Annotated in this window: 20 protein-coding genes and 1 pseudogene; 9 read left to right on the top strand and 12 right to left on the bottom strand. The window is 72.1% G+C overall.

The annotated features are described in order from the left end of the window. Positions 1-124: 124 nt before the first annotated feature. Both PQI07_RS10690 and PQI07_RS10695 read left to right on the top strand, forming a co-directional pair. Positions 125-1147, top strand: coding sequence for a helix-turn-helix domain-containing protein (locus PQI07_RS10690; RefSeq protein WP_236961936.1), 1023 nt, complete (start codon positions 125-127; stop codon positions 1145-1147). Between the two features lies 1 nt (position 1148). Beyond that, complete coding sequence (locus tag PQI07_RS10695) at positions 1149-2363, top strand: transporter substrate-binding domain-containing protein (protein WP_274926591.1); 1215 nt, start codon at positions 1149-1151, stop codon at positions 2361-2363. On the opposite strand, the gene PQI07_RS10700 is transcribed toward PQI07_RS10695, so the two are convergent. The 6 genes from PQI07_RS10700 to PQI07_RS10725 form a co-directional block, all read right to left on the bottom strand. Beyond that, positions 2351-3730: an LLM class flavin-dependent oxidoreductase gene (locus tag PQI07_RS10700; RefSeq protein WP_274926592.1), complete on the bottom strand. Its 1380-nt coding sequence runs from the start codon at positions 3728-3730 to the stop codon at positions 2351-2353. The two genes, PQI07_RS10695 and PQI07_RS10700, sit on opposite strands and share 13 nt — an antisense overlap. After that, entirely contained in the window at positions 3730-4968 is a 1239-nt protein-coding gene (locus PQI07_RS10705) for an SfnB family sulfur acquisition oxidoreductase (RefSeq protein WP_274926593.1), read from the bottom strand. The genes PQI07_RS10700 and PQI07_RS10705 overlap by 1 nt, the downstream gene beginning before the upstream one ends. Before the next feature lie 10 nt (positions 4969-4978). Beyond that, positions 4979-6211 (bottom strand): SfnB family sulfur acquisition oxidoreductase, encoded by a 1233-nt coding sequence (locus PQI07_RS10710; RefSeq protein ID WP_446720944.1) that lies wholly within the window; start codon positions 6209-6211, stop codon positions 4979-4981. A 101-nt stretch (positions 6212-6312) separates the two neighbouring features. After that, positions 6313-6966: a methionine ABC transporter permease gene (locus tag PQI07_RS10715; protein WP_043352323.1), complete on the bottom strand. Its 654-nt coding sequence runs from the start codon at positions 6964-6966 to the stop codon at positions 6313-6315. Between the two features lie 90 nt (positions 6967-7056). After that, positions 7057-8226: a methionine ABC transporter ATP-binding protein gene (locus PQI07_RS10720; RefSeq protein WP_043386625.1), complete on the bottom strand. Its 1170-nt coding sequence runs from the start codon at positions 8224-8226 to the stop codon at positions 7057-7059. Beyond that, a complete protein-coding gene (locus PQI07_RS10725; RefSeq protein WP_043352335.1) occupies positions 8226-9026 on the bottom strand; it encodes a MetQ/NlpA family ABC transporter substrate-binding protein in 801 nt (266 codons plus the stop codon). Before PQI07_RS10725 ends, PQI07_RS10720 begins: the two co-directional genes overlap by 1 nt. A 782-nt stretch (positions 9027-9808) precedes the next feature. Here PQI07_RS10725 and PQI07_RS10730 point away from each other — a divergent pair. The 6 genes from PQI07_RS10730 (at position 9809) to PQI07_RS10755 (ending at position 16486) form a co-directional block, all read left to right on the top strand. Then, positions 9809-11032: a metallophosphoesterase family protein gene (locus PQI07_RS10730; RefSeq protein WP_274926595.1), complete on the top strand. Its 1224-nt coding sequence runs from the start codon at positions 9809-9811 to the stop codon at positions 11030-11032. Positions 11033-11099: 67 nt separating this feature from the next. After that, a complete protein-coding gene (locus PQI07_RS10735) occupies positions 11100-12368 on the top strand; it encodes an arsenic transporter (protein WP_182592688.1) in 1269 nt (422 codons plus the stop codon). A gap of 30 nt (positions 12369-12398) precedes the next feature. Continuing rightward, a complete protein-coding gene (locus PQI07_RS10740; protein ID WP_075380984.1) occupies positions 12399-13334 on the top strand; it encodes a DMT family transporter in 936 nt (311 codons plus the stop codon). Between the two features lie 12 nt (positions 13335-13346). Then, positions 13347-14744 (top strand): TAXI family TRAP transporter solute-binding subunit, encoded by a 1398-nt coding sequence (locus PQI07_RS10745; protein WP_043352333.1) that lies wholly within the window; start codon positions 13347-13349, stop codon positions 14742-14744. 1 nt (position 14745) lies between these two features. Next, positions 14746-16134: an adenylate/guanylate cyclase domain-containing protein gene (locus PQI07_RS10750; protein ID WP_274926596.1), complete on the top strand. Its 1389-nt coding sequence runs from the start codon at positions 14746-14748 to the stop codon at positions 16132-16134. Positions 16135-16246: 112 nt separating this feature from the next. Then, positions 16247-16486: a hypothetical protein gene (locus tag PQI07_RS10755; RefSeq protein ID WP_043386634.1), complete on the top strand. Its 240-nt coding sequence runs from the start codon at positions 16247-16249 to the stop codon at positions 16484-16486. Positions 16487-16529: 43 nt separating this feature from the next. On the opposite strand, the gene sorB is transcribed toward PQI07_RS10755, so the two are convergent. The 6 genes and pseudogenes from sorB to PQI07_RS10790 form a co-directional block, all read right to left on the bottom strand. Further along, a complete protein-coding gene (sorB, locus tag PQI07_RS10760; protein WP_274926597.1) occupies positions 16530-16847 on the bottom strand; it encodes a SorB family sulfite dehydrogenase c-type cytochrome subunit in 318 nt (105 codons plus the stop codon). A 23-nt stretch (positions 16848-16870) separates the two neighbouring features. After that, complete coding sequence (gene sorA, locus PQI07_RS10765) at positions 16871-18079, bottom strand: SorA family sulfite dehydrogenase catalytic subunit (protein WP_043759524.1); 1209 nt, start codon at positions 18077-18079, stop codon at positions 16871-16873. 98 nt (positions 18080-18177) lie between these two features. Continuing rightward, a complete protein-coding gene (locus PQI07_RS10770; protein ID WP_274926598.1) occupies positions 18178-19119 on the bottom strand; it encodes an NAD(P)-dependent oxidoreductase in 942 nt (313 codons plus the stop codon). 115 nt (positions 19120-19234) lie between these two features. Next, positions 19235-21694, bottom strand: a complete 2460-nt coding sequence (locus PQI07_RS10775; RefSeq protein WP_274926599.1) for a putative bifunctional diguanylate cyclase/phosphodiesterase — start codon at positions 21692-21694, stop codon at positions 19235-19237. Continuing rightward, a pseudogene (locus tag PQI07_RS37715) lies at positions 21684-23092 on the bottom strand (cytochrome P450). The gene PQI07_RS10775 and the pseudogene PQI07_RS37715 overlap by 11 nt, the downstream one beginning before the upstream one ends. 215 nt (positions 23093-23307) lie before the next feature. After that, positions 23308-24111, bottom strand: coding sequence for a trypsin-like serine peptidase (locus PQI07_RS10790; protein WP_274926601.1), 804 nt, complete (start codon positions 24109-24111; stop codon positions 23308-23310). A 368-nt stretch (positions 24112-24479) separates the two neighbouring features. Between PQI07_RS10790 and PQI07_RS10795 the strand changes: the two genes are divergently transcribed. Beyond that, entirely contained in the window at positions 24480-26363 is a 1884-nt protein-coding gene (locus PQI07_RS10795; protein ID WP_043386654.1) for a methanol/ethanol family PQQ-dependent dehydrogenase, read from the top strand. The last annotated feature ends 117 nt before the right edge of the window (positions 26364-26480 follow it).

Genomic DNA, 26480 nt, shown 5'->3' on the forward strand with positions numbered 1-26480 from the left:
CGGGACGACCCGACCGCGTTGCCACGCGTCACCTTGGGGCAGGCCCTCGTTCTTCATCGGTCGCGCTAACAGCAGGTGTCAGGCTCCACGTATGTCTTCCGAGGAGAGAAACCGGGACCCGGACGTGGCACCGGCCGGCGGCGCCGCCCCGGGCGGCGAGGTCGCCTGCCTGCGGTTCGAGCCGCCCGGTGATCCGGAGGCGCTCGGCCGGGCCTGGCAGGACCATCTCGCGCCCATCTTCGACGTGAGCTTCCGCCCGGAGACCGATCTCACCATCCCGATCGCGATGCGCAGCTACCATCTCGGCGACCTGCTGGTCGGCGACGTGGTGGCGCCGGCGCACACCCTCGTGCGGACGCGGGAGATGATCGGCCAGCAGGGCCTCGATCACATCCTGCTGCAGTTCTACCGCCGGGGGCAGAGCCGCGTGGAGACCGATCACGGCACCGGCCCGGTGAACGAGGTCCAGTGCATCGTCTTCGATCTCGCCCAGCCCGTGCGCATCGTCGCGGGCGCGGTCGACGCCACCAACGTCGTGATCCCCCGCGCGCTTCTGGAGAAGCAGGGCTGCCACCCGGACGCCCTGCACGGCCGCCCCCTCGACCATGACGGCGACCCGTTCGGGCGGCTGGTCCACAATTTCGTCGCCAACGTCGTCGCCTGCGGCGACCTCCTCGACCGGCGCGAGGCCCTGGCGGCCTCGACGGCGATCACCCAGCTCTGCGCCAGCTGGCTGCGCGGCCAGGAGGAGGGGCGCCCGTCCCAGAACCAGGACGTCCGGATCCGCGTCCGCCGCCTCGTCGAGGCGGAACTCGGCAACCCGAAGCTGACGCCCGCCCTGGTCGCGGCGCGGCTCGGCCTGTCGCGCTCGACCCTGTACCGCCTGTTCGCCCCCAACGGCATCGTGGCGTATATCCGCGACCGGCGCCTGATGGCGGCGATGCGGATGCTCGTGCGCGACGATGCGTCCAAGCCCCTGCGCATCTCGCAGGTCGCCTTCGCGGTCGGCTTCTCGGACGAGCGGACCTTCCGGCGGGCGTTCAAGCGCCGGTTCGGCTTCATCCCCAGCGATGCGTCCCAGCGCCTGGACGCCCACCCCGACCCCGCGCCCGGGGCCGTCCTGCGCAACTGGATCGAGAGCCTCTGACATGCCGCGCCCGTCCACCGGTCGACGGCGCGCCGTCGCGCCTGCGGGCGTCGTGGCGTTCTGCCTCTGCCTCGCGGCCGCCGTGCCGGTGGCCGCGGACCCTTTGCGCGCCGAGACCCGGGACACGGCTCGGGCGGCATCCGAGGGCGTGTCGGAGGGGCCGTCCCTCGCGCTCCGCACGAACGATCCCGAGACGTGGCGGGTCGCGACGCATCCGGTGCCGCCCCTGGTCATGGAGGCGGAGGGCCGGCTGCGCGGGTTCAGCATCGATCTCTGGAACGCCATCGCCCGGGAGCTGGGCGTCCGGACCGCCTTCGTCCGCGTCGACGACCTGCCGGCGCTGTTCGGGGCGGTCTCGGACGGGCGCGCGGACCTCGCCATCGCGGCGGTGTCGATCACCGCGGAGCGCGAGCGGCGGTTCGACTTCTCGGTCACGATGCTGGAGACCGGCCTGCGCATCGCCGTCCCGGCGGCGCCGGACGCGACCGGCTCGGCCACCGGCCGGGCCCTCCGGGCGCTCCTGAGCGACGCCACCTTCCTGCAGGTCCTCCTGGGGCTCGCCGCCCTCATCCTCGCGGTGGCGGCGCTGATCTGGTGGCTCGAACGCCGCCATCCCGGCGGCATGGCGGCGCGGGCCCGGCCGGCGCACGGCTTCGCCCATGTCCTCTGGTGGGCGCTGAGCAGCCTCGCCGCGCAGGCGGAGGAGATGCCGCGCAGCCCCCTCGCGCGGGCCATCACGGTGGTCTGGCTGTTCACCTGCATCGCCCTGGTGGCGTGGTTCACCGCCGGCCTGACCAGCACGGCGACGGTGGAGCGCCTGCGCGGCGCGATCAACGGCCCGCAGGATCTGCCGGGCAAGCGGGTGGGCACGGTCGCCCACACCACGTCGGTCGCCTATCTGGCGGACCACTTCGCCACGCCGGTGGGGTTCGCGAGCCTGGAGGAGGCCTGCGCGGCCCTGCAGGCCGGCACGGTCGCCGCGGTGGTCTACGATGCCCCCGCCCTGAGCTACTACGCGACGCAGCCCGGCCACGCGCCGCTGCGCCTGATCGGGCCGGCCTTCAACCGGCAGGCCTACGGCATCCTGTTCGCGGCGAACGACCCCCGGCGCAAGCGCGTCAACCAAGCCCTCCTCGGCCTCAGGGAGGATGGCCGCTACGACGAGATCTACAGCCGCTGGTTCGGCTCCGAGAGCGGCGAGACTCAGGATCGCTGAGGCGCGCCGCGGTGGCGGTGGGCCTCGGCCGGGTGGCGCGCGGGCAGCCGGTCCCCCTGGCCGAAGAGCTTCGCCCGCAGCGAACCCTCGGCATAGGTGGTCTTGTAGAGGCCGCGATCCTGCAGTTCCGGGATCACGAGGTCGATGAAGTCGGAAAAGCTCTCCGGCACGACGATCCGGCTGAGGTTGAAGCCGTCGACCTCGCCCTCCTCGATCCAGGCCTGGAGCTCGTCGGCGATGGCGACCGCGTCGCCGGTGAGCACCGGGTAGCGGCCGCCGAGCTGCAATTCGGCCAGGAGGTCGCGCTTCGTCAGCCCGCGCTTGGCCGCCGCCGCCGTGGCCGACTGGATGGCGTTGCCCGGCGCGTAGGGGATCGCCTCGTCGAGGCCGTAGCGGGCGAAGTCGATCCCCGTGGAGGCGGAGAAATGCGCGAGCCCCGCCTCCGGGCTCGCGTAGGACAGGTATTCGTCCCGCTTGGCCTCGGCCTCCGCCCGGGTCCGGCCGGGGATCACCGCGAGGCCGACGAAGACCTTCACGTCGTCGGGATTGCGGCCGGCCGCGACCGCCTCGGCCCGGATGGCGCGGACGGACTCGCGGGCGGTGGCCGTGTCGCGGGCGGAGATGAACACGCACTCGGCGTGGCGGCCCGCGAAGGCGCGGCCGCGGCCCGAGGCGCCCGCCTGGTAGAGGACGGGCGTGCGCTGGGGCGACGGCTCGGACAGGTGGTAGCCGTCGACCGCGAAGAACTCGCCCCGGTGGGCGACCTTGCGGATATGGGCCGGATCGCTGAACACCCGGGCCGCCCGGTCGCGGCGCACGGCGGCGTCGTCCCAGCTGCCCTCCCAGAGCCGGTAGAGAACCTCCAGATACTCGTCGGCATAGTCGTAGCGCCGGTCGTGTGCCGGCAACGTGCCGCCGCTCTGGGCGCGGTGGGCGCTGTCGAGGTAGCCGGTGACGATGTTCCAGCCGATCCGGCCGCCGGTCAGGTGGTCGAGGGTCGAGAGGCGCCGGGCGAAGGTGTAGGGCGCCTCCTGGTGGACGTTGATCGTCACCCCGAAGCCGAGATGTTCGGTCACCGCCGCCATGGCGGTGATCATCACGGTCGGGTCGTTGACCGGGAGCTGCACGGCCTCCCGGGCGGTCACGTCGATGCCGTCGCCGTAGACGTCGTAGACGCCGATGATGTCGGCGATGAACAGGCCGTCGAACAGGCCGCGCTCCAGGAGCTTCGCCTGGTCGGTCCAGTAGCCCAGCGTGTTGTAGGCCGACGAGCGGTCGCGCGGGTGCGTCCAGAGCCCGTGATTGATGTGGCCCACGCAGGCCATGTTGAAGGCGTTCAACAGGATCTGCTTCTTCTGGGCGGCCATCAGAGCGCTCCGTGCCGGGGCGGCAGCCGGCCGTCGAGGTGGTAGGCGCCGATCCAGTGGTACTTCCAGCGCACCGGATCGTGCAGGGTGTGGGTGCGGACGTTGCGCCAGTAGCGGTCCAGGGCCTCGGCCCGGTCGGTGGCGGAGGTGCCGCCGAGTTCGAGGAGCCTGTTGGACGCCAGCAGCCCGGCCCGGTGGCTCGCCGCCCGGGCCTCCGCCACCGCCACGGAGGCCGCCGCGACGTTGTCCGCATCGGGGGCGTCCTGCGCGGCGTCCACGAAACGGCCGGCCCGCGTCAGCAGGGCGTCGGCCGCCGCGAGGCGGACCTGGACGTCGCCCAGCGCGTGGAGGGTCAGGGGATCCTCGCTCGCCCGGGTGACGCCGGAATCGATCCAGGGCCGGGCGCGGTCCCGCACGAAGGGCAGCGTCGCCGCGAAGGCGCCTTCGCCGATGCCGAGATCGATCCCGGCGTGCAGGATCTGCGCGAAGGGGCCGATGGCGGTGGGCCGCTCCAGCGAGGCCTGGAACGGCACCACCCAGCGGGGCTCCACGGCGACCCGCTCGAACAGGACCGAGCCCGAGCCGGTGACCCGCTGGCCGAACCCGTCCCAATCGTCCACCAGGGTCACGCCCGGCGCGTCCCGGGGGATGAAGACCAGGTAGGTGGCCGTGCGGCCCGCCTCCTCGGCCTCGACCAGCGTCGGGATGCGGTGGGCATAGAGCGAGCCGGTGCAGTAATACTTGCGGCCCTCGACGAACCAGCCGGCCGGATCGCGCACGAGCCGGGTGCGGCGGGTGTGGTCCCGCGCGCCGATCTCGGCCAGCGCATTGCCGAATCGCTCGCCCGCCAGGACGCGGCCGTAGAGGTCGCGCTTCTGGGCCTCGGTGCCGCCGTTGCGGAGCACCTCCAGGGCGTAGAAATGGTTCTGCGGGATCTGGCCGAGGGACCCGTCCGCCGCGGCGATCCGGGCGATCACCTGCGCGACCGTGGCGCTGTCGAGGCCGGGGCCGCCATAGGCCTTCGGCACCGTGATCGCCCAGAGGCCGGATTCGCTGAAGCGCTCGACCTCGGCGACCGGCAGGCGCCGCTCGAGATCGCGCGCGACCGCGGCCTCCGCGAACGCGGCCGCCAGCGTGTCGGCGATGGCCAGCGCCGCCGCGGCGTCGGCGATCACCGGCACCGGGCGCGGCGGTGCGGGCGCCTGCGTGAAGGCGGTCTCGTGGGGCTGGAGCGGCATGGCCCGATCCTCAGTTCCACTGGTGGCGGGCCGGCAGCACGCCGTTCAGGGCGTGGTTGCCGAGGAGGTGGTACTTCCAGCGCACGGGGTCGTGCAGGGTATGGACCCGGGCATCCCGCCAGAACCGGCCGAGATTGTACCCGTCGCGGGTCGCCGAGGCGCCGGCGAGTTCGAGCAGCCGCTCGGAGGCCTCCAGGGCGACCTCGGTGGTGAGGATCTTCGCCTGCGCCACCGCCACCGAGGCCTCGGCCGCGCTCTGGGCGGTGACGGGGGCCGCGGCGATCCGGTCCAGGGTCCGGCCGGCCCGGGCCAGGACCGCCTCGGCGGCGTGGAGGTCGACCGTGAGCCGTCCGACCTCGCCGAGGATGTGGGGATCCTCCGCGACGGTCTCGGCGGTGAAGGGATAGGGCCGCGTCCGGGTGCGCAGGAAGTCGAGGGCCGCGGCGACTGCGCCCCGGGCGAGGCCGGCATCGATCGCCGCGTGGATCAGCTGGGAGATCGGCCCGAACAGGCCCGGGTGCCCGGCGAGGGGCGCGAGGTCGATCGTCAGATCCGCCTCGACGGGGGCGTTCTCTAAGATCACGCTGCCGCTCGCCGTGGTGCGCTGGCCGAAGCCCTGCCAGTCGTCCACGACCCGCACGCCCGGGGCGTCCCGGCGCACGAAGACCAGGAGCGGTCCTCCGTCGGGGCCGACCGCGCGGGTCGGGATCCAGTGGGCGAAGAGTGCGCCGGTGGAATAGAAGCGGTGGCCGCTCAGGCGCGGGCCCGCCGGCCCGGATGTCAGCCGCGTCTCCACGCGGGTGATCGCCTTGCCGTTGCGGGCGGGGCCGGCATTGCCGATCCGGTGGCCGGCGAGGACGTCGCGGTAGATCCGCGCCTGCTGGGCGGGGCTGGCGGCGACCGCGACCAGCGCCAGGACGCCGAACTGGTTCTGGGGGATCTGCGCCGCCGAGCCGTCGGCGGCGGCCAGGATCGTGAACACCTCGGCCAGCGTCGCGTAAGAGACTTCCGCGCCGCCATGGGCCCGCGGCACCGTGAGGCCGCCGAGCCCGCTGTCGGTGAACGCCGCGATCTCCCCCCAGGGCAGGCGCCGGTCGCGGTCGCGCTCGGCCGCGCCCGCCGCGAAGATCCGGGCCACGGCCTGTGCGGCTGCGATCGCCTCGGCGTCGGATCCGATCCGGTGCGGGGGCGACGGCGGCGGGGGCATCGGCTCGGCCGCCCCGTCGGCGACGGATTCGTCCATGTCCAGGCTCATGGGTGCAGGCTCATGGGTGCAGGCTCATGGGTTCAGCCTCAGGGATGCGGCCTCGGGTGTGGGCCGCCTCGTGCCGGGGCGCGGGGCCGTCAGCGGGCCCGGAGCCGCCGCACCGCGGTGTCGCCCGCGAACTGGACCACGCACACGAGGGCGATCAGGATCGCGATCACCACCATCATCACGGTGGTGTCGAAGCGCTGGTAGCCGTACCGGATGGCGACGTCGCCGAGGCCGCCCGCGCCCACCGCCCCGGCCATCGCGGAGGCGCCGATCATCGACACCACCGTGATGGTGAAGCCCGCGACGATCCCCGGCAGCGCCTCGGGCAGGAGCACGTGGGCGAGGATGTGCCGGCGTCGGCAGCCGATGGACTGGGCGGCCTCGATCAGGCCGGCATCCACCTCCCGCAGCGAGACCTCGGCGATCCGGGCGAAGAACGGGGTGGCGCTCACCGCGAGCGGCACGATGGCCGCCCAGACGCCGATGGTGGTGCCGGCCACCAGCCGGGTGAACGGGATCAGCGCCACCAGTAGCACGATGAACGGCACGGCCCGGAAGCCGTTGACCACGGCCCCGACCACCCGGTTGGCCGCCGGTGCCGGGACGATGCCGCCGGGCCCGGAAATGACGAGGAACAGCGCCAGGGGCAGGCCGGCCAGCACGGCGATCCCGGCCGAGACCCCGACCATGAGCCCGGTGTCGAGGAAGGCCTGCCAGAGGCGGTCGATCATCTGCGGGGTCATGCGGGGCTCCGGGTCGGTGGGTTCGAGGGGGAACCGCTTGCGCGGCGGAGTCTCTGCCGGGGTCCGCGGGGAAGGCGGCCCATCGTCGCCTCACCCCGCCTCCGCTTCCGGGGCGACGTAGCCGAGCCTCTCGACGGCCCCGCCGAGCGCCCGCAGGCGCGCCTCCACGTCCGGATCCGCGCCCGGGACGGCGACCAGCATCCGGCCGACCGCGTGGCCCTGGATCCGCTCGATGCCGGCCTGGAGCAGGCGCACCGGCGTGCCGGCCGCCACGGCGAGGCCCGAGAGATCCGGCGTCCCCTGCCCGGCCCAGGTGATCCGCAGGATCGCGGATCCGCCGGGTGTCGGCAGCGGCTGCAGCCGGTCCGCCAGATCCGGCGGCAGGCCGCGGGTCAGCGGTTCGAGCAGCGCCTGCGTGGTCGGGTGCTCGGGCGCCCCGAAGACGCGCCAGACCGGCCCGGTCTCGACCACCCGGCCCCGTTCCAGCACCACCACGTCGCTGCAGATCTCGCGGATCACGTGCATCTCGTGGGTGATCAGGATGATGGTGATCCCCAGGCGCCGGTTGATGTCGCGCAGCAGGTCGAGGATCGCCAGCGTGGTTTCCGGGTCGAGGGCGGAGGTCGCCTCGTCGCAGAGCAGGATCTCCGGATCGCTCACGAGGGCCCGGGCAATGCCGACCCGCTGCTTCTGGCCGCCGGAGAGCCGCGACGGGTAGGTGTCGGCCTTGTCCTCCAGGCCGACGAGGCGCAGCGCCTCCGCGACCCGCGGGCCGATCGCGCTTCTGGGGACGCCCGCGACCGTCAGCGGCAGCGCCACGTTCTGCCGGACGGTCTTGGCCGCCAGCAGGTTGAAGTGCTGGAAGATCATGCCGACGCGCCGGCGCAGGGCCACGAGCCCGTCGGTGTCGAGGGCATCGACGGGGGCGCCGTCGACCAGAACCCGGCCGGAGGTGGGCGCCTCCAGCCGGTTGACCATGCGCAGGAGGCTCGACTTGCCCGCCCCCGATCGGCCGATGATGCCGAAGATCGCCCCCGCCGGAATGGCGAGGTCGACGCTGTCGAGCGCGCGGACCGGTCCGGCGGCGGACGGATAGGTCTTGGAGACCGCCTCGAACCGTACCGTGCCGGGCCTCCGGCCGGGCGCTGCGGCCGGACCTGCGGCCGGACCTGGGGCGGTGGCCGCGGCGCCCGGACTCCGCCGTCCGGTCGCGACCGGCGTGCCCGGAGTGTGCAGGCTGTCGAAGACGAGGCCGACCATCAGTTCTGCCACGCCAGCAGGTAGAGCTTGTCGCTGTCGGCGAAGGACTTGCGGATCTGCCGCTTCACGGCGTCCGAATTCTGAAACAGGGTCACGAACTTCCGGATCGCCGGGTCGTCCTTGCGGGACGTCTTGGTGACGAAGCTGACCGTGAACAGCTTGTCCTCGATGCCGGAATAGATCAGCCCGCTGGTCGGGTCGAAGCTTCCGGCCGCCACGATGAAATGCGGATAGCCCTGCGCGAGATCGACATCGCCGGTGATCCGCGCGAGCTGCGGTCCCTCGACCTCGGTGAATCGCAGCTTCTTCGGGTTCTCGACGATGTCGTCGAGGGTGCCGAGGAAGCCGACACCGTCCTTCAGCCTGACCAGCCCGGCCTTCTGGAGGAGCAGCAGGCCGCGGCCCTGGTTCACCGGATCGTTGGCGAGCGCCACCGACCCGCCCACCGGGATCTCGTCGAGGCGCTTATGCTTCAGGGAGTACAGGCCGATATTGGACAGGATCCCCTGCCCGACGATGTCGAACGCGTAGCCCTTCTGCTTGGCCGCGTTCTCCATGAAGGGGCGGTGCTGGAAGAAGTTCACGTCGATGTCGCCGGCATCGAGCGCGACGTTGGGCGTCGTCCAGTCGCTGAACTCGACCACCTTCACGTCGAGGCCCTCCGCCTTGGCCTCCCGGGCCGCCACCGTGACGGCATCGCCGTAGGCCCCGGGCACGACGCCGATCCGGAGGGCCTCTGCCCCGGCGGAGGATGCGCCGAGGCAGAGCGCCGCGACGGCGAGGAGACGCAGGATCTTCATCGGGCAGGACTCCGGCGGGGCAATGATCGGGCAATTCCGGATGTGGAGCCGCGAGACAACGGTCGGCATCCGACGCGCAGGCGCGGGCGATCCATCGATTCGATAGGCACAATCTTGTCCGGATGAGCTTCTTGAGAAAGTCTAGATCAGCTCAACGCGATCCGAAATTCCAAAGATGATCGTTTGGCGACATGAAAGATCTCCGGAAGGCCCGGTCAGGGGGATGCGGATGCTGCGTGCATCCCGTACGGCGCCTCTCGAGCCTCGTCTCGGACGAGACCGGACCAGTGCCCGTCGGATCGGGACCGTACCGGTCATCGAGCACGAACCGTGGCTCATCCAAGACCGCGTTCGTCCGCGAACAGGCCGCGACCGATAGCCCTGGATCCGGGGGATGAGCCTGCGCGGGAGGATTCCGTGCCCCGTTGGGCGGCACCCAGGCGACGCCGGCACAGCCTGGGGACCGCGCCCGACGTCCGCGTCCCCGGCCGACGGCGATCCCCGCAGATCTGTCGCGCGAGAAGACATCGAGTGTCTGTTTTCGCGACACTTTCCCGGCTCGACGGCGCGTATGGCCCTGACTCACGAAAATGTAGGCTCCCGCCACCGCGGGCATCATCCCGGATCCGGAACCCGGCCGTGTCCGAAACGTCGGGCCGGTCGCGACCACCGCGGCCGATCCCCGGCCGGGGCGGGCTGGCCTGTCCGGGGAGCATGATGGCGCAGGGGAACGACAGAGCGCGCGCGGCCCACGCGGCCGTGTCCGGCCCCGTGGGCGCGCCATGACCGCAGATCACGGTGTCTTCGCCTTCGCGCATGTCGGCGATCTCCATCTGGAGCGGAGTTCCGACCCCCATGCCGCCGACCTGCGGGCGATCCTCGCGGAGGTGGACGGGCTGCACGGACACGGCCTCCTCGACTTCGCCTACCTCCCGGGCGATCTCGCCGAGGACGGGCGGGCGGAGCAATACGCGGTCCTGCGCGAGGCCCTGCACCGGCACCCGGACCTGCCGGTGCGCCTGATCGCCGGCGACCACGACCGCCAGCACGGCACGATGACGGATTTCGACGCGCTGTTCGCCGCGGTGGCGGGCAGCCCCCGCGGCGGCGGCCACGCGGCGCGGCGCCACGACCTGCCGCGCCCGCACGACCCGGCCCCCGTCACGCATTACTACTTCGCCGAGACGTTCGCGGGCGTGCGCTGCCTGTTCCTCGACATGGTCAGCCCCGGCTACGGCCGGAAGGGGTTCGGCCTCGACTTCCGGCTCGGCCCCTGCCAGCTCGCCTGGCTCGCCGAGGAGCTGGCCCGGGCCGACGAGGAGGGCCGGCCCTGCGCGGTCTTCACCCACACCTACCCGGACGATCTCTGCGTGCCCGACGAGAAGGCGGCGCTGGCCGGCCTGATCCGCCACCACGGCGTGCGCCTCGTCGAGATGGGCCACACCCACTACAACGAGCTCGCCCCGGACGGGCGCACCCTCTACGCGGCGGCCCGCTCCGTCGGCCAGAACGAGGACGGCTCGGTGGGCTACGCGGTCGCGGCGATCGACGGGCTGGTCACGAGCTGGCGGTTCAAGCCCCTCGACCGGGCGCTGCCCTTCGTGATGATCACGAGCCCCGCCGACCGGCGCCTCGCCACGGCGCCCCTCGCCATGGCGGACGGCCGGATCTCCGTGCGCGCCCTCGTGCTGTCGGACAGGCCGCAGGGCGACTGGTGCTGCTGCGTGCGCGTCGATGACGGGCGGCCCCACGCGATGGTGCCGGACGGGCCGCGCACCGTCCATGCCCGCATTCCCTGGCCGGAGGGCGCCCGCCGCCTCGCGGTCACGGTCACGGACGGCACGGGGCAGGCCGATACCGAGGTGATCGAGCCCGTGGGCCGGAGCTTCGTCCCGCCGCCCGCACCCGATCGCCCCGGCAGCGACGCCACCCGGCTCCCCGCCTGGCCGCAGAAGGGGCTTCGGGGCGACCAGCTCGGCCCGAACCGCAACGGCCGGCCCTGGTAGCCGGACTCACCCGAATCGCTGCACACCGCACCGCACGATCCACTCCACCAGAGGACCACCGGACCCGATGGGCGCGCTGACGCTGACCCCCAATATCGCGACCTGGGCGATCGCCGCGCTCGCCACCCTCGGCGTCATCCTGCGGCCGTTCGCGTGGCCGGAGGCGATCTGGGCCGTGCTCGGCGCTGGCGCCCTCGTGGCCCTCGGCCTGCTCGCCCCCGCCACCGCCTGGGACGGCGTCCTCAAGGGGACCGACGTCTACCTGTTCCTCGTCGGCATGATGCTGATGTCGGAGGTAGCCCGGAAGGAGGGCCTGTTCGACTGGCTCGCCTCGATCGCCGTGCGCGCCGCCAAGGGCTCGGCGACGCGGCTGTTCACCCTGGTCTATCTCGTCGGCACCGTGGTCACGGTGTTCCTGTCGAACGACGCCTGCGCGGTGGTGCTGACGCCCGCCGTCTACGCGGCCACCAAGGCCGCCAAGGTGGAGAACCCCCTCCCCTACCTGTTCATCTGCGCCTTCATCGCCAACGCGGCGAGCTTCGTGCTGCCGATCTCGAACCCGGCGAACCTCGTGGTCTTCGCCGAGCACATGCCGCCGCTGGTGCGCTGGCTCGGCCTGTTCGCGCTGCCCTCGCTGCTGGCCATCGCGACGACCTACGCGGTGCTGCGGCTGACCCAGGCGAAGACCCTGCGCGGGCAGGAGGTCGCCACCGACGTCGAGGCGCAGCCGCTCTCCCGCACCGGCCTCGTGGCGGGGATCGGCATCGTGGCCACCGGCGGCGTGCTGATCGCCGCCTCGGCGCTCGGCCTCGACCTCGGCCTGCCGACCTTCGTGGCCGGGCTCGCCACCACGATCGTCGTGCTGCTGCTCAAGCGCGGCGGCCTCGTCGAGGTGGCCAAGGACGTGTCGTGGAGCGTGCTGCCGTTGGTGGCCGGCCTGTTCGTGCTGGTGGAAGCGCTGGAGAAGACCGGCGTCCTGGCGATGCTGGCGGACCTCCTGAAGGGCTACGCCCACGCCGCTCCGGAGGCCACCGCCTGGGGGGCGGGCGGCCTGGTCGCGGTGCTGTGCAACCTCGTCAACAACCTGCCGGCCGGCCTGATCGCGGGCGCCGCCGTGCAGGCCGCCCACGTCCCCGAGAAGGTCGCGGGCGCGATCCTGATCGGCGTCGATCTCGGGCCGAACCTGTCGGTGACGGGCTCGCTCGCCACGATCCTCTGGCTCACCGCCATCCGGCGCGAGGGCCAGGATGTCGGCGCCTGGACCTTCCTCAAGCTCGGCCTGCTGGTGATGCCGCCGGCCCTCGCGCTGGCGCTCGCCGGCCTGCTCCTCGTCTGATCCTCCCCCCGCCAACCCGAAGGTCCGCGCGTGACGGCTGCCCTCCTCTATCCCTTCATCCTGGTGGCGGGCGCGCTGCAGGCCATCGGCAACGCCATGAACGCGCAGCTGCGGGGCCGCATGGTCAATCCGTGGCTCGCCGCGACGGTGTCGTTCCTGCCGATCGTCTTCGTGTTCACGACCCTGTTCTTCACGATGCCGACGCCGCTGCCGAGCCTCGACAGCTTGAGCAAGATGCCCTGGTACGCGCCCCTCGGCGGCCTGGCCGGCGCGGTGGCGGTGTTCGGGGGGCTGGCTTTCATCGACAAGGTCGGCGCCGGGCCGTTCAACGGCCTGACCCTCACCGCCAACATCCTCACCTCCCTGGCGATGGACGCGCTCGGCCTGTTCGGCCTGCAGGCCGCGGGCTTCAAGCCGATGCCCTGGCTCGGCGGCCTGCTGATGGCCGTGGGCGTGATCTTCATCGCGCGCTCGGGGGGCAGGAGCGACGGCGGCGAGGGCCACGGCGAGGGGCACGGGATGTCGGGCAAGCTGCTCTACCCGTTCATCCTCGTGGCCGGCGCCCTGATGGCGATCGGCGTGGTCTGGAACGCGCAGCTCCGCGGCGCCCTGGAGAACCCCTGGCTCGCCGCCACGGTGTCGTTCGTGCCCGTGGTGTTCGTGTTCGCCCTGATGTTCCTGCTGCGGCCGTCGCCGCTGCCGACCCGGGACGACATCGCGGGCGTTCGCTGGTGGATGCCGCTCGCCGGGATCACCGGGGCGGTGGCGGTGTTCGCCGGGCTGCTCTTCGTCGACAAGGTCGGGGCCGGGGCGTTCAACGGCCTGCTGATCACCGCCAACCTCCTGACCTCGGTGGCCCTGGACCATTTCGGCTGGTTCGGCATGAAGCAGGTCAAGGCCGGCCCGCCGCGCCTGATCGGCGCCGCCGTGATGGTGGCCGGCATCGTGCTGATCTCGCTGTTCTGAGCATCCGGACCGATGTGGAGCCTGCCCGCCTGGTTGCTGCGCCGGGAAATGCTTCTCCTGGCGGGCGCCGCCCTCCTGGGCGCGGGCGGGATCGCGGCGTGGGTCCTGCTCCAGGCGACGGTCCTGACCATCGCGGTCGCGCCCCGCGACGGCACCGAGCCCGGCCTGATCAAGGCCTACGCGGACGCGCTCGAGGCCGCCCACGAGAATGTCCGCCTGAAGATCCTGTCCTTCGACGACGTGCGCGAGAGCGCCGCCGCCCTGCAGGACGGCCGGGCCGACCTCGCGGTGGTCCGCCCCGACGTGCTGCTGCCGACGAACGGGCTGACCCTGGCGATCCTGCGCGACCAGGCGATGGTCATCGCCTCGCCCGAGCAGGCCGGGATCACGAGCTTCCCGAAGCTCGCCGGCAAGCGTCTCGGCATCGCGGCGCACCGGGACGCCGATCTCTGGCTGCTTCGGAACCTCCTCGGCTATTACGGCCTCACCCTGGAGGAGGCCGCCGGCCCGGCCCGGGACTCGACGGTCCTGCTGGTCCCGGTCGATCAGGAGGCGGTGGCCGGCGCCTTCCGCGAGAGGCGGATCGACGCCTTCGTCAGCATCATCGCCCCCTCGGCGCCTAAGGCGCTGGCCCTGGTCTCGGCCGTGCAGGGCGTCGCCCGCGGCGGCAAGGTGGCGTTCGTCGCCGTTGAGGATGACGGCGCGGTGATCGAGCGCTTCCCGCGGCTCCAGGCGGTCACCGTCCCGGGCGGCCTGTTCGGCGGCCGCCCGAAGCTGCCGGCCGACGACGTGAAGACGGTGGGCGCCTCGTACCGGCTGATGGCCCGGGCCTCCCTGAGCCGCGTGGTGGCGGCCGACGTGACCCAGCAGCTCTTCGAGAAGCGCAGCGCCGCCGCGCTGGCCACCGACGCTGCCGAGTACGTCCAGGCCCCGGCCTACGACACGACCGTGGCCGCCACCAGCGCCCGGATCCCGATCCATCCCGGCGCGATCGACTATTACGAGCGCGACCAGCACGGCTTCATCGAGCGCTACGGCGACACCCTCTACCTCCTGGGCGCGCTGGCGGGCGGCCTCGTCTCGGTGCTCGCCTGGATCCGGAAGCGCCTCGCCAGCCTGCGCCGGGAGCGCATCGACGAGATCATGGACCGGCTCCTGGAGATCGCCGGGCAGGCCCGGGCGCTGCGCGACCCGGCGGCGATCGAGGCACTCACCGTCGAGGTCGACGCGCTGGCCATGGACGTGGTGCGCTACGCCCGGGAGCGGGAGCCGGACACCCGGATCCTGTCGGCGGCGTCCGTCGCCATCGACACGGCGCGGGCGACCATCGCGGATTGCCGGACGCAGGCGGTCGAGGGCGGGGGGCGGATCGGGCGGTCCGTCCGGCTGCACGGCGCGGGCGGGGCCTGACATGTCCGGTCCCGCCACCGTGCCCGCGCCGGACGTCGCCTCCGTCCGGGACCGCGTCGAGGCGCGGGTGCAGCGATCCCTGCGCTCGCGCACCGTGACCTGGATGACGGTGGGCTTCGCCACGATCCTGGTGATGACCGCCATCGCGCTCGGCGCCTTCGTCTACCAGCAGCGCGGCATCGACGCCGTGCGCCACACCGTGGCGGTGGACGGGCGCCTCGCCCGGGTGCTGTCGGCGGTGCAGGACGCCGAGACCGGCCAGCGCGGCTACCTGCTCACCGGCGACGAGGCCTTCCTGCTGCCCTTCACCGAGGGCCGGCTGAACGTCGACCGCCAGCTCGATTGGCTGCGCGACCTCGTCCAGGATGACGCCGACCAGAGGGCCGAACTCGACACCCTGGCCGCCCTGATCCGCGAGAAGCTCGACGAACTCGGTGCCAGCGTCGCCCTGATGCGCGGCGGCGACAGCGCCGCGGCCCACACCTCGGTGGCCGACGGACGCGGCAAGCAGGTGATGGACGCGATCCGCGACCGCGTGCGCCGCATGGAGACGTACGAGGCGGACAGGATGGAGCGGCGGCAGGCGACGGTGTCCCGGATCGCCCTCGCCCTCTGGATCATGGTCGGTGCCCTCGCCGTCCTGTTCGTGCTGTTCGCCGTCTCGGCCCTGCGGGAGGCGACCCGCCGCAACCGGCTGTCGCGGTTCCTGCCGCAGGAGCTGGTCCTGCGGCTCGCCGACGGCGACGGGAGCCTGAAGGCCGGCCGCCGCCAGCAGGCCGCCATCGTGTTCGTCGACATGCGCGGCTCGACCACTCTGGCCGAGAACCTGGATCCGCACCGGCTCTCCGAGTTCCTGTCCGCCTTCCGGCGGCGGGTGACGCGCCTCGCCCGCCTCCGGGGCGGGGTGGTCGACAAGTTCATCGGCGACGGTGCCCTGGTGGTGTTCGGCCTGCCCGAGCCCAGGTCTGACGATGCCGCCCGTGCCCTCGCCTTCGCCCAGGATCTCGTCGCGGTGATCGCCCGCTGGACCGACAGAGCCGGGCCCACGGGGACCGTGCGCATCGGCGTGGGCGTCCATTACGGCGAGGTGTTCTGCGGGATCATCGGCGAGGAGGCGCGCTACGAGTTCACGGTGCTGGGCGATGCGGTCAACGTCGCCGCCCGCCTGGAACAGGCGACCAAGCTCCACGGTGTCCCGATCCTGGTCTCCGAGGCCGCGCGGCGCGCCGCCGGGGCCCCGGTCGAGGCGTGGCGCGAGGTCAGCCGCGAGCCCCTGCGGGGACGCCGGGAGCGCATGGCCTATCATACCCCCGCCGGCCCGGGGCCGGCCGCGCCGGAGCCCTGTGGAGACGAAGATGTGCCGCTTCCGGCGGCAGGAACGGCGGTCTGAGAAGAACCTGTCTGCCGCCGATGGCGGATAGAGAACAAGCATCTCCCCGGACAGAGAAATACGAAAGACGCGTCCATTGCGAAGGGACAGGCCGAGCGCGACATTCGCCATCATGCGCAGCGCCTCCGAAAACCAGTCGCCGGCCTTCGATCCGTTCGGCGAGCCCGTCGCCGACGGCGTCGCCCGCGCCTGCCCGGCCACCGCGGCCGGCGACCGCACGGCCCGTCGCGTCGGCGGTGCGGTGTTCTGGACGCTGGCCCTGGCGATCCTGGCAGGTCGCGTCTACGCGTACGATCTTCCGGCCGTTCAGGCCGTCGCCACGCACGCCGCACAGGCCCTCGCCCTGCGCTGACAACCCGGATCGGGTTTCCGGCGGGGGCGTCGTTCCAGGCCTCTCAGTACGTATCGGCCAGATAGGCGGCGATTGCGCCGGCATCGGCCTGTTCGATGGGGGCGTGGTAGGCCTTGATCATCTTGGACACCTCCGCATCCCAGAACGCCTTCCCGCGGCCGGGCGGCTGCGTGGCGATGTAGTCCACCGAGTGGCAGGTCTGGCAATTGGCCTGGGCCGCCTCGTAGCCCGGGGTCAGGCTGTCCGCCTTCGGCGGCCGCAGCTGCGCGGTCGGGTCCGGAACCGCGTAGGTCCGTGGCGCGGCCCAGGCCGAGCCGGCCGTCAGGCCCCCGATCATCGCGCCGAGCAGAAGTATACGCATCCCGTTCGTCCTCCCGTTCGCGTTCACGCCGCCTGCACCCGGGTGGTCTCGACGCCGTTGCGCATGTAGCCGGACGGGTTCCAGCGGGACGCCGTCGGCTGGCTGCTGCCGTCGTTGGCGGTGGCCCGGACCCGGATCGCGTGGGCGCCCGGCGTGAGCGCGGCCGTGAGCGACCAGGGCCGGAACGCGTAGGGGCCGAGATCCCGGCCGAGCGCGGCCTCGGTCCAGGTGGCGCCGTCGTCGGTGGAGACCGCGACCGTCCGGATGCCGGAGCCGCCGTCGAAGGCGATGCCCCGCAGGGAGACCGGACCGGCGGTCACGCGCGCGCCGTCGGCCAGATTCGTGAGGAACGACCGCACGTTGAGGCGCCCGATCGGCACCGTGGCGGCGGCCGCCTGGCCGGGTTCGGTGCAGGCGCAGGGATTGTCGGGGATGCGGTAGGCGGTCTTCATGAAGAAGCCCTCGAAGGGCTTGTCCAGCACCGTGACGGTATCGAGGTGCTTGACCCAGTAGGTGCCGTAATAGCCCGGCACCACGAGGCGGAGCGGGTAGCCGTTGAGCCAGGGCAGGTCCTCGCCGTTCATGCCCCAGGCGAGCAGCACCGCGCCGTCGCCGGCCTGGTCGAGGGTGAGCGCCTTGGCGAAGTCCGGCGTCTCGGGCAGCACAGGCCGGTCGAGCCCGTTGAAGGCGACCTGTACGGCCCCGGCCTTCACGCCGGCCCGGTCCAGCACGCTTCTCAACGGCACGCCCGTCCACCGCGCGCAGCCCATGGCGCCGTTGCCGAGCTGGCCGCCGGCCATCCGGGGCTCGAAGAAGCCGCGGGAATTGCCCGAGCACTGGTTGACCGCCACGATCTCGGTCCGGCCCGGCAGCGCCTTCAGCTCCGACAGCGACAGCGCGACGGGTCGCTCCACATGGCCGCCCACGGTCAGCCGGAACGCCTCCGGGTCGATCTCCAGGGGGATGTCGGCGAGGTGGTAGCGGACGAAGAAGGCGTCGTTCGGCGTGATCGCGCCCTCGTCGAAGACCGCGAACGGCGTCTCCAGCTGGGGCGGCCGGGCGGTGGTCTGCAGCAGCGGCCGCTTGCCCGGATAGGCAACGAGCGGACGCTCGCCGTTGCCGAAGGGCAGCTGCGCGTCCTCTCCGGCCCAGGCGGGCCGCAGGCCGCTTCCCGCCGCCAGGGCACCGAGCGCAGCGCTCTTCAGGAAGGCCCGTCGTGCCGGATCGGTCATCCCCTGCTCCCTCCCGGTCTGCCCCGACAGCCTCGGTCGCGCGGCGCCGGATCCATGGGATAGCCTGCGCCGGGCGAAAGGCCCAGATCCCCCCGCGTTCAGCCCTGCGTGAGATGCCGGCGCACCGCCGCGGCGATGACGGCCGAGACCCGGACGTTCGATTCCTGCGTCACCCCGGCGATGTGGGGCGTGAGGATCAGGTTCGGCACGCCCGCGAACGGGGCGCCGGCCGCGGCGTCGAGGGGCTCGCGGTCGAACACGTCGAGGGCCGCGCCGCCGAGATGCCCGCACCGCAGGGCGGCCGCCACCGCGGCCTCGTCGACCATGCCGCCCCGGGCGGCGTTGATCAGCACGGCGCCCGCGGGCATCCGGGCGAGGGCGGTCGCGTCGATCAGGCCGCGGGTCTCCGCGGTGAGCGGGACGTGCAGGGAGAGCACGTCGCTCTCCGCGATCAGCGCCTCCAGATCCCGGCGCCGCACCGGACCGTATGGGGGCGTCCAGGCCGGATCCTCGGCGGCCAGGAACGGGTCATGGGCCGCGATCGCCATGCCGAGGGCAGCGGCGCGGCGGGCGGTCTCCCGGGCGATCGATCCGAAGCCCACGAGCCCGAGGCGTTTGCCGGCGATCTCGCGCCCCATCAGGGCGTTGCGCGGCCACGTCCCCGCCGCGACCGCCTCGCTCGCCCCATAGGCCCCGCGCAGCAGCAGCAGCGCGGTGGCGACGACGTACTCGGCGACCGCGCCGTCATTGGCGCCCGTCGCCGGCCGGACCGTGATCCCCCGCGCCCGGCAGGCCGGAACGTCGATGTTGTCGAGGCCCACCCCGAGACGCCCGACGATCCGGAGGCGTCGGGCACCCGCGAGCAGCGCGCCGCGGACCTGCGTCCGGTTGCGCACGATCAGGGCGTCGGCCTCCGCCACGGCGGCGGCGAGTGCCTCGGGCCGGTCGACGAGTCCGGGATCGTACAGGGTGTCGAAGCCCGACAGGTCGGCGGCGATCGCCGCAGGGTCCATGAATTCGCTGATGACGACCTTGGGCATGGCGCGCCTGTTCCCCGGTTCCGCGTGGTCGCCCCCCGCTAGAGCCGTTCCCGGGCGCGTGGCAACACGGATCCGTCCCCGCCCGCGACGCGGCCGGGCCGATTCCGGCGCTCCTTCAGGCGACCGCGCGGACGGTCTGCTCCGCCGGAGCGGCCGCGCGCGGCGTGCACGCGATCCGTATGCGCTCGATCAGGCCGGGGATCTCCCCGGGCGGCCGGGCCGGGCTGTAGAGGAAGCCCTGCGCGCTGTCGCAGCGCCGCAGCCGGAGCAGTTCGGCCTGCTGCTCGGTCTCGACGCCCTCGACCGTGACGTCGATGCCCAGGTCGCGGGCGATGACCATGATGGCCGCGATCACCGTCAGGCATTCGGGGCGGCTGCTCAGGTCGCGGACGAAGGCGCGGTCGATCTTGATCTTGTCGACCGGGAACTGCGTCAGGTAGCTCAAGGAGGAATACCCCGTCCCGAAATCGTCGAGGGCGATCCGCACCCCGAGCGCCCGCAGAGAGCGGAGATTGTCCAGCACGTGCGGCGTGTTGGCCAGGAAGATCGACTCGGTGATCTCGATCTCGAGGCGGTTCGCCGCCAGGCCGGTCTCGGCCAGGACCGCCGCGACGTCGGCGAAGAAGTCGGGCCGGCGGAAATGGACCGACGAGATGTTGACGGCGACGCGCAGGCTTGCCGGCCAGGTCAGCGCCTCCGTGCAGGCCCGCCGCAGGGCCCAGCGCCCGATCGTGACCACGAAGCCCGTCCCCTCGGCGATCGGGATCAGCTCGGCGGGCGAAACGGGACCGAGGCCCGGCCGGGTCCAGCGCAGCAGCGCCTCGCAGCCCACCACGTGGCCGTCCTGCAGGCTCACGAGCGGCTGGTAGTGCAAGGTCATCTCGCCGTCGGCGAGGGCTTGGCGCATCGCCTCGTCGAGTTCGCGCCGGCGCTGCACGCGCACTTCCAGGCCGCTGTCGAAGTCCCGCCAGCGCCCCTTGCCGGCCTCCTTGGCGCTGTAGAGCGCGAGATCCGCCTTCCGGAGCAGATCCTCGGGATCGGTCGCGTCCGCGGGCGCGCAGGCGATCCCGATACTGACGCCGATCTCCGCCCGGACGCCGTCGATGAGGTAGGGCTCGCGCAGGGCCCCGATGATGGCTTCGGCTAGGGCCTGCGCCGCCGCGGCATCCCGGCCGCGCTGCAGGATCGCGAACTCGTCGCCCCCGAGGCGGAACGCCTGCGCGTCGGCCGGGAGCAGGGCGCGCAGGCGATCGCCGACCTGCCCCAGCAGGGCATCGCCGGCGGCGTGGCCGATGCTGTCGTTGACGGTCTTGAAGCCGTCGAGGTCGAGGTAGAGCAGGCTGACCACCGGGGCCGGCCCCTGCGCGACCGCTGCCGCGCAGGCCTCCGACGCGACCGCGTGGAACATGACCCGGTTCGACAGGCCCGTCATCGGGTCCCGCGTCGCCAGGAAGGCGATGTGCGCTTCCGTCCGGCGGGCCTCCGTCATGTCCGAGCCGACGCCCCGGAAGCCTGCGAAGCGCCCTCCCTGGTCGAGGAAAGGCTTGCCGCTGAGCCGGAGCCAGCGCCGGCCGGCCGGCGTGTCGACGGCGATCAGGAGCTGGTGGAAGGGGGTGCCCCCGCGGAGGCGCTCCAGCAGGTCGGCGCTCTGATCGGCCTCGATCGGCGCCTCCCTCCGCCCGGCGAGCAGGGCCTGGAACCGGGCGTGCTGGAGCGTCTCCACCGGGCGGGCCAGGACATCCGCCATCCGGGTGGAGACGTGCTGGAACTGCCCGGTCTCGTCCGTCTCCCAGAGCCAGTCGCTGGCATTCGCCTCGAAGGCGTTGAGCAGCAGACCGATCGTCTCGCTTTGATCCTCGACGCGCACCCGGTCCAGGATGCGCTGGCAGGACAGGCGGCTCATGCGGCGCACGCTCGTCACCACGAACACCGCGTAGACGGTGAGCAGGAAACCGATGCTGAGCGCGATCGGCTCCCCGGACCGGGCGAGCCCGACGAAGCTGCCGACGATGACCGGGACCGCGAACAGGTACGAGACCGACAGGAGCGGCCCGACCACGTAGGCGTCCGAGATCAGGCCCGCCACGATGGCGACGACGAGCAGCCGCTCCTCGCTGCTGCAGGGGGTGAACAGCACGACCGGCATGGTCGCCCAGGCGAGGCCCAGGGCGAAGGCCAGCCCTGCGGAGATCCGGCAGCCCCACCGGACGCTGCGTTCGGACGCGGTGCCGGCATAGGCGCGCCAGTAGAGCCAGGTCGTGTAGGTCGTTGCCGTGATCAGCGCCGCGACCACGGCGAGCAGGCCGAGAAGATAGGTGTGCGAGGCCGAGCCCCAGAAAAAGTACGTGACGGCCAGCGCGATGATCAGGTGCGTCACCGCCGAGTAGGTTGCGAGCTTCAGCGTCTCGTCGAGGAGCCCGGTGCGCACCTGCAGCCGGTAGCGGTTCGGCAGCGCGTCGACCGTGTCGGGGCCGCGGAGGCGGCCGAGCAGCGATCCCGTCCGGCGCCGCGACCGCCGGGCCGGATCGGGCCCGCCGGCCGGGCCGGCGGCCGCGGCGGACGTCTCACGCGACATGGCGGGGCTCGACCCTCATCGTCAGGCCGCCCTTGGGCCGCAGCGTCACGCGGAACTGCGTCGCGGGCATCGCCCGGGTGACCGGTCTGAAGCGGAAGGCGGGCAGCAGCGTCGCCAGGATGACGAGGCACTCGGTCAGGGCGAGGCTCATGCCGATGCACACCCGCGGGCCGGCTCCGAACGGCAGGTAGGCGTAGCGGTCGCGCGCGGCGGCCCGCTCGGGGGCGAAGCGATCCGGATCGAACACCTCCGGCCTGTCCCAGAGCAGGGCATGCCGGTGCAGGGCGTAGACCGGCACATGGACCGATTGCCCGGCCGGCACGACCCTGTCCCCGAGCCGGACCGGCGCCCGGGTCCGCCGCACGATCAGCGGCGCCGGCGGATAGAGGCGCATCACCTCGAGGAGCACTTGGCGGGTGTAGGGCAACCGGTCCGCGGCCTCGGGATCGGCGGCGGGGTCGTCGCCGAGCTGCGCCATCTCGGCGACGACGCGCGCCTCCACCTCCGGGTGTTCCGCCAGGACCCGGAGGGTCCAGGCCAGCGCCAGGGCGGTGGTCTCGTGGCCCGCGGCCACGAAGGTCAGCAGGTTGTCGACGACGCGCGCCTCGGGGAGCGGCTGTCCGGTCTCCGGATCCCGCGCCTCCAGCAGGAGGCCGAGGAGGTCGGTGCCGGGCTCGCCGCGCGCCCGGCGGCGCGCGATCGTCCGGGCGACCTCGCCGCGCAGGTGGCGCACCGCGGCCGCGCCCCCCGGGCCCCGGGATGCGGGACCCAGGCCGGGGCGCGCAGCATCGCGAGGGCGATCTTCCAGCTGGTCTGGCCGAGATAGGCGTCCATCGCGCGCCCGAACGGCTCGACCTCCAGATGGGGATCGCCCGACACCATCGTGGCGACGATCACCTCGAAGGTGGTGCGCATCATCTCGTGCAGGACGTCCCGCTCCGCCCCGGCCGGATCGGCGCCGTGCCAGCGCGTCCGCGTCGCCGCGGCGGCCCGGGCCATGGCCGGCACGAAGCTCCGGACCCGGTCCGGGCGGAACATCGGGCTGGCGGTCCTGCGCTGCCCCCGCCAGTGGGAACCGTCCGCGGTGAGGACGCCCGAGCCGAGGGCGGGCGCGAGGGCCCGCAGCATGAACGGCTCCCGCTCCAGCGCCTCGGCCTGATCGACCAGCAGGCTGCGGATGTGTCCGGGGTCGCAGACATAGGTGGTGCGCTGGCCGAGGAAGCGCGTTGTCACCAGGGGTTGTGTGTAGATCTGCCGGGGCCAAGCCTCGATCAGGCTGCCCAGCATCGTGACGAGCACCGATGGCAGGGCGATCGCCTCCGCCACAGCCTCCCCCACGGCCTCCGTGAGCGGCAGCCTTCCCGGCTCGCAGACCCTGAACGTTCCGACCGCTGGCATCCCGGCACCCTCGCGGGACCAGATTCGAGGCTCAACGTTAAGTTTTGGCGCTCCTCGGCGCCGCCGTCGAGGCATTCGCGCCCGGGCGGTGCGGAAATCGCCGCGGTGCTTACCGGAGGCTTACCGGAATGCCTCCGGGAAGCCGTGCGGCCGGACGGGGGATCCGGCACGCGCCGCCGAAGCGGATGCCGGGCGGGCGGGTCAGACCGACGGCCCTAGCGGGCCTGCGCCCGGAGGGCCTCGCGGAGCCGGCCCTCGATCAGCAGGGCCGAGCCGTAGTGGAACTCGATGTCGAAGGCGTGGCGCTGGTTCATCGAGAGCGACGCGCTCTGCATCGCGACGAGATGCCCGGCCTCGTCGAACAGGCCCGAGCCCGACCCTCCGTAGCCGTCGTTGCAGTCGTGGCGGGCGCGGCGGATGTCGCCCTCGCTGGGCGGATCGATCCGCCGGATGGCACAGGATTCCCGGCTGCTCTGACCGCGGTAGTTCTCGTGGCCGGCGGGGGAGACCATCGTCACCGGGAGCGTCAGGTCGCCGGTCGGAAGGTGCGGGGCGTCCGGGATCGGCTGCGGCCGTGCCTCGGCCGGCTCGGCGAGGCGCAGGAGCGCCCAGTCGTCGGTGATGTGCAGGCGCCGCGCCTCCGGCTCGATGCCGAGTTCCAGAAAGTCCGGCGCGAAGCCGTAATTGCGGCCGGCGATCTGGAAGTAGCAATCGGCAACGGCGCGGGTGACCTCCAGTTGGCGATTGCGGAAATTGTGCGCGTTCATCAGCACGAGGGAGCGGGTCCCGATCAGCCAGGCGGCGGCGGCCTTCTGGGGGATCCCGTCCGGGCGGCGGCACCACAGGACGCCCGCGCCGGTAAAGCGCTCCAGATCCGCCCCCGTCAGTTCGCGCCGCCCGTCCTGTGCGTAGAGGGCGGCGAGGCGTTGTCCGCCGCCGGTCCCGGCCGCCGTGGCCGGAATCGCGACACAGGTCGCCAGCGCCAGAAAGCGGCCTGCGCCGCCCGTGACAAGACCCATCGCGTCCTCCCGGAGCGGGTCGGCGGACGGCACCGTGCCCGCACGCCCGCATATCGTTTCCGCTTGTCTGGGATGGATGTCGGCGATCGGTCAAGACCTCGCTGATCTTACCAAATCTCCGGTGGCGTATTGCCAGATTGTCCCGAAAAGAAATGTTTCGTTTTGCAAAGACACGCATTACAAGCCGTGCGAATAATCGAGTGGCGCACAACGATAATAAGTCTTTCATAAGCCTAGCGAATACTGGAAATAGCCGGGATATCGCGATGCTGAAAGCGGATTTGTCGTCGGAAGACGTGTCGCCATCGGATGAACACCACGATGACTGCGAGGCCAAACGGCGTGGCAGTCCGGCGAGGAGACGCAGGATGATCAGGCTCCGGAATTCCGTCTCGGCATTGGCGATCATGGCGCTCGCGCCGGTCGCCATGGCGGGCGTGGCGCAGGCCAACGACAAGCTCGTCGAGAAATCGAAGAGCGACGAGAACTGGGTGATGCCCGGTAAGAACTACGACTCGAACAATTACAGCGATCTGACCCAGATCAACAAGAGCAACGTCAAGCAGCTCAAGCCGGCCTGGACGTTCTCCACCGGCCTGCTCAACGGCCACGAGGGCGCGCCGCTCGTCGTCGACGGCGTCATGTACATCCACACCTCGTTCCCGAACAACACCTTCGCCCTCGGCCTCGACGACCCGGGCAAGATCCTGTGGCAGGACAAGCCCAAGCAGAACCCGGCCGCCCGTTCGGTCGCCTGCTGCGATCTCGTCAACCGCGGCCTCGCCTACTGGCCGGGCGACGGCAAGACCCCGGCGCTGATCCTCAAGACCCAGCTCGACGGCAACGTGGCGGCGCTGAACGCCCAGACCGGCGAGACGGTGTGGAAGGTCGAGAATTCCGACATCAAGGTCGGCTCGACGCTCACCATCGCCCCCTACGTGGTCAAGGACAAGGTGATCATCGGCTCCTCGGGTGCCGAGCTCGGCGTCCGCGGCTACCTCACCGCCTACGACGTCAAGACCGGCGCGCAGGTCTGGCGCGCCTACGCGACCGGCCCGGACGAGGACCTGCTGCTCGCCAAGGACTTCAACATCCACAACGCTCATTACGGCCAGAAGGGCCTCGGCACCTCGACCTGGGAGGGCGACGCCTGGAAGATCGGCGGCGGCACCAACTGGGGCTGGTACGCCTATGACCCGGGCACGAACCTGATCTACTTCGGCACCGGCAACCCGGCGCCGTGGAACGAGACCATGCGTCCCGGCGACAACAAGTGGACGATGACGATCTTCGGCCGCGACGCCGACACCGGCGAGGCGAAGTTCGGCTACCAGAAGACCCCGCACGACGAGTGGGACTATGCCGGCGTCAACGTGATGATGCTGTCCGACCAGAAGGACAAGGACGGGAAGATGAGGAAGCTCCTCACCCACCCGGACCGCAACGGCATCGTCTACACCCTCGACCGGACGGACGGGACGCTGGTCTCGGCCAACAAGATCGACGACACCGTCAACGTGTTCAAGTCGGTGGATCTGAAGACCGGCACGCCGGTGCGCGATCCGGAATACGGCACCCGGATGGACCACCTCGCCAAGGACATCTGTCCCTCGGCGATGGGCTACCACAACCAGGGGCACGATTCCTACGATCCGAAGCGCCAAGCCTTCTACATGGGCATCAACCACATCTGCATGGATTGGGAGCCCTTCATGCTGCCCTACCGGGCGGGTCAGTTCTTCGTCGGTGCGACGCTGAACATGTATCCGGGCCCGAAGGGTGACCGGCAGAACTACGAGGGCCTCGGCCAGATCAAGAGCTACAACGCCATCACCGGCAAGTTCAACTGGGAGAAGATGGAGCGCTTCGCGGTCTGGGGCGGCACCACCGCCACCGCCGGCGACCTGGTCCTCTACGGGACGCTGGACGGCTTCATCAAGGCGCGCGACTCCGACAACGGCGACCTCCTCTGGAAGTTCAAGCTGCCGTCGGGCGCCATCGGCTACCCGATCACCTACACCCACAAGGGCACGCAATACGTCGCCATCTACTACGGCGTCGGCGGCTGGCCGGGCGTGGGCCTGGTGTTCGACCTCGCCGACCCGACCGCCGGCCTCGGCGCGGTGGGCGCCTTCAAGAAGCTCGCCAACTACACCCAGATGGGCGGCGGCGTGATGGTGTTCTCGCTGGACGGCAAGGGCCCCTACGACGACCCGAATGTCGGCGAGTACGAGCAGCACGCCGCCAAGTAGGGCCCGCCAAGTAGGGCCATTCAAGTAGGGCCCGCCTTCATCCCGCCGGCCAAGCGGCCGGCGGGACTCCGGGCCGGGTCCCGGGACGCGCGGGGCGCCACGGCGCCCCGCAGCCCG

The organism is Methylobacterium sp. 092160098-2, from assembly GCF_028920805.1.
Classification (GTDB): Bacteria; Pseudomonadota; Alphaproteobacteria; order Rhizobiales; family Beijerinckiaceae; genus Methylobacterium; species Methylobacterium fujisawaense.

Bases quoted from the DNA above. Each gene is read 5' to 3' on its own strand.
- PQI07_RS10710 (WP_446720944.1), bottom strand. From the start codon at position 6,211: ATGGACGAATCCGTCGCCGACGGGGCGGCCGAGCCGATGCCCCCGCCG.
- PQI07_RS10795 (WP_043386654.1), top strand. From the start codon at position 24,480: ATGATCAGGCTCCGGAATTCCGTCTCGGCATTGGCGATCATGGCGCTC.
- PQI07_RS10725 (WP_043352335.1), bottom strand. From the start codon at position 9,026: ATGAAGATCCTGCGTCTCCTCGCCGTCGCGGCGCTCTGCCTCGGCGCA.
- sorB (WP_274926597.1), bottom strand. From the start codon at position 16,847: ATGCGTATACTTCTGCTCGGCGCGATGATCGGGGGCCTGACGGCCGGC.
- PQI07_RS10735 (WP_182592688.1), top strand. From the start codon at position 11,100: ATGGGCGCGCTGACGCTGACCCCCAATATCGCGACCTGGGCGATCGCC.
- PQI07_RS10745 (WP_043352333.1), top strand. From the start codon at position 13,347: ATGTGGAGCCTGCCCGCCTGGTTGCTGCGCCGGGAAATGCTTCTCCTG.
- PQI07_RS10720 (WP_043386625.1), bottom strand. From the start codon at position 8,226: ATGGTCGGCCTCGTCTTCGACAGCCTGCACACTCCGGGCACGCCGGTC.
- PQI07_RS10755 (WP_043386634.1), top strand. From the start codon at position 16,247: ATGCGCAGCGCCTCCGAAAACCAGTCGCCGGCCTTCGATCCGTTCGGC.
- PQI07_RS10700 (WP_274926592.1), bottom strand. From the start codon at position 3,730: ATGGCCGCCCAGAAGAAGCAGATCCTGTTGAACGCCTTCAACATGGCC.
- PQI07_RS10750 (WP_274926596.1), top strand. From the start codon at position 14,746: ATGTCCGGTCCCGCCACCGTGCCCGCGCCGGACGTCGCCTCCGTCCGG.
- PQI07_RS10730 (WP_274926595.1), top strand. From the start codon at position 9,809: ATGACCGCAGATCACGGTGTCTTCGCCTTCGCGCATGTCGGCGATCTC.
- PQI07_RS10695 (WP_274926591.1), top strand. From the start codon at position 1,149: ATGCCGCGCCCGTCCACCGGTCGACGGCGCGCCGTCGCGCCTGCGGGC.
- sorA (WP_043759524.1), bottom strand. From the start codon at position 18,079: ATGACCGATCCGGCACGACGGGCCTTCCTGAAGAGCGCTGCGCTCGGT.
- PQI07_RS10775 (WP_274926599.1), bottom strand. From the start codon at position 21,694: ATGTCGCGTGAGACGTCCGCCGCGGCCGCCGGCCCGGCCGGCGGGCCC.
- PQI07_RS10790 (WP_274926601.1), bottom strand. From the start codon at position 24,111: ATGGGTCTTGTCACGGGCGGCGCAGGCCGCTTTCTGGCGCTGGCGACC.
- PQI07_RS10705 (WP_274926593.1), bottom strand. From the start codon at position 4,968: ATGCCGCTCCAGCCCCACGAGACCGCCTTCACGCAGGCGCCCGCACCG.
- PQI07_RS10715 (WP_043352323.1), bottom strand. From the start codon at position 6,966: ATGACCCCGCAGATGATCGACCGCCTCTGGCAGGCCTTCCTCGACACC.
- PQI07_RS10770 (WP_274926598.1), bottom strand. From the start codon at position 19,119: ATGCCCAAGGTCGTCATCAGCGAATTCATGGACCCTGCGGCGATCGCC.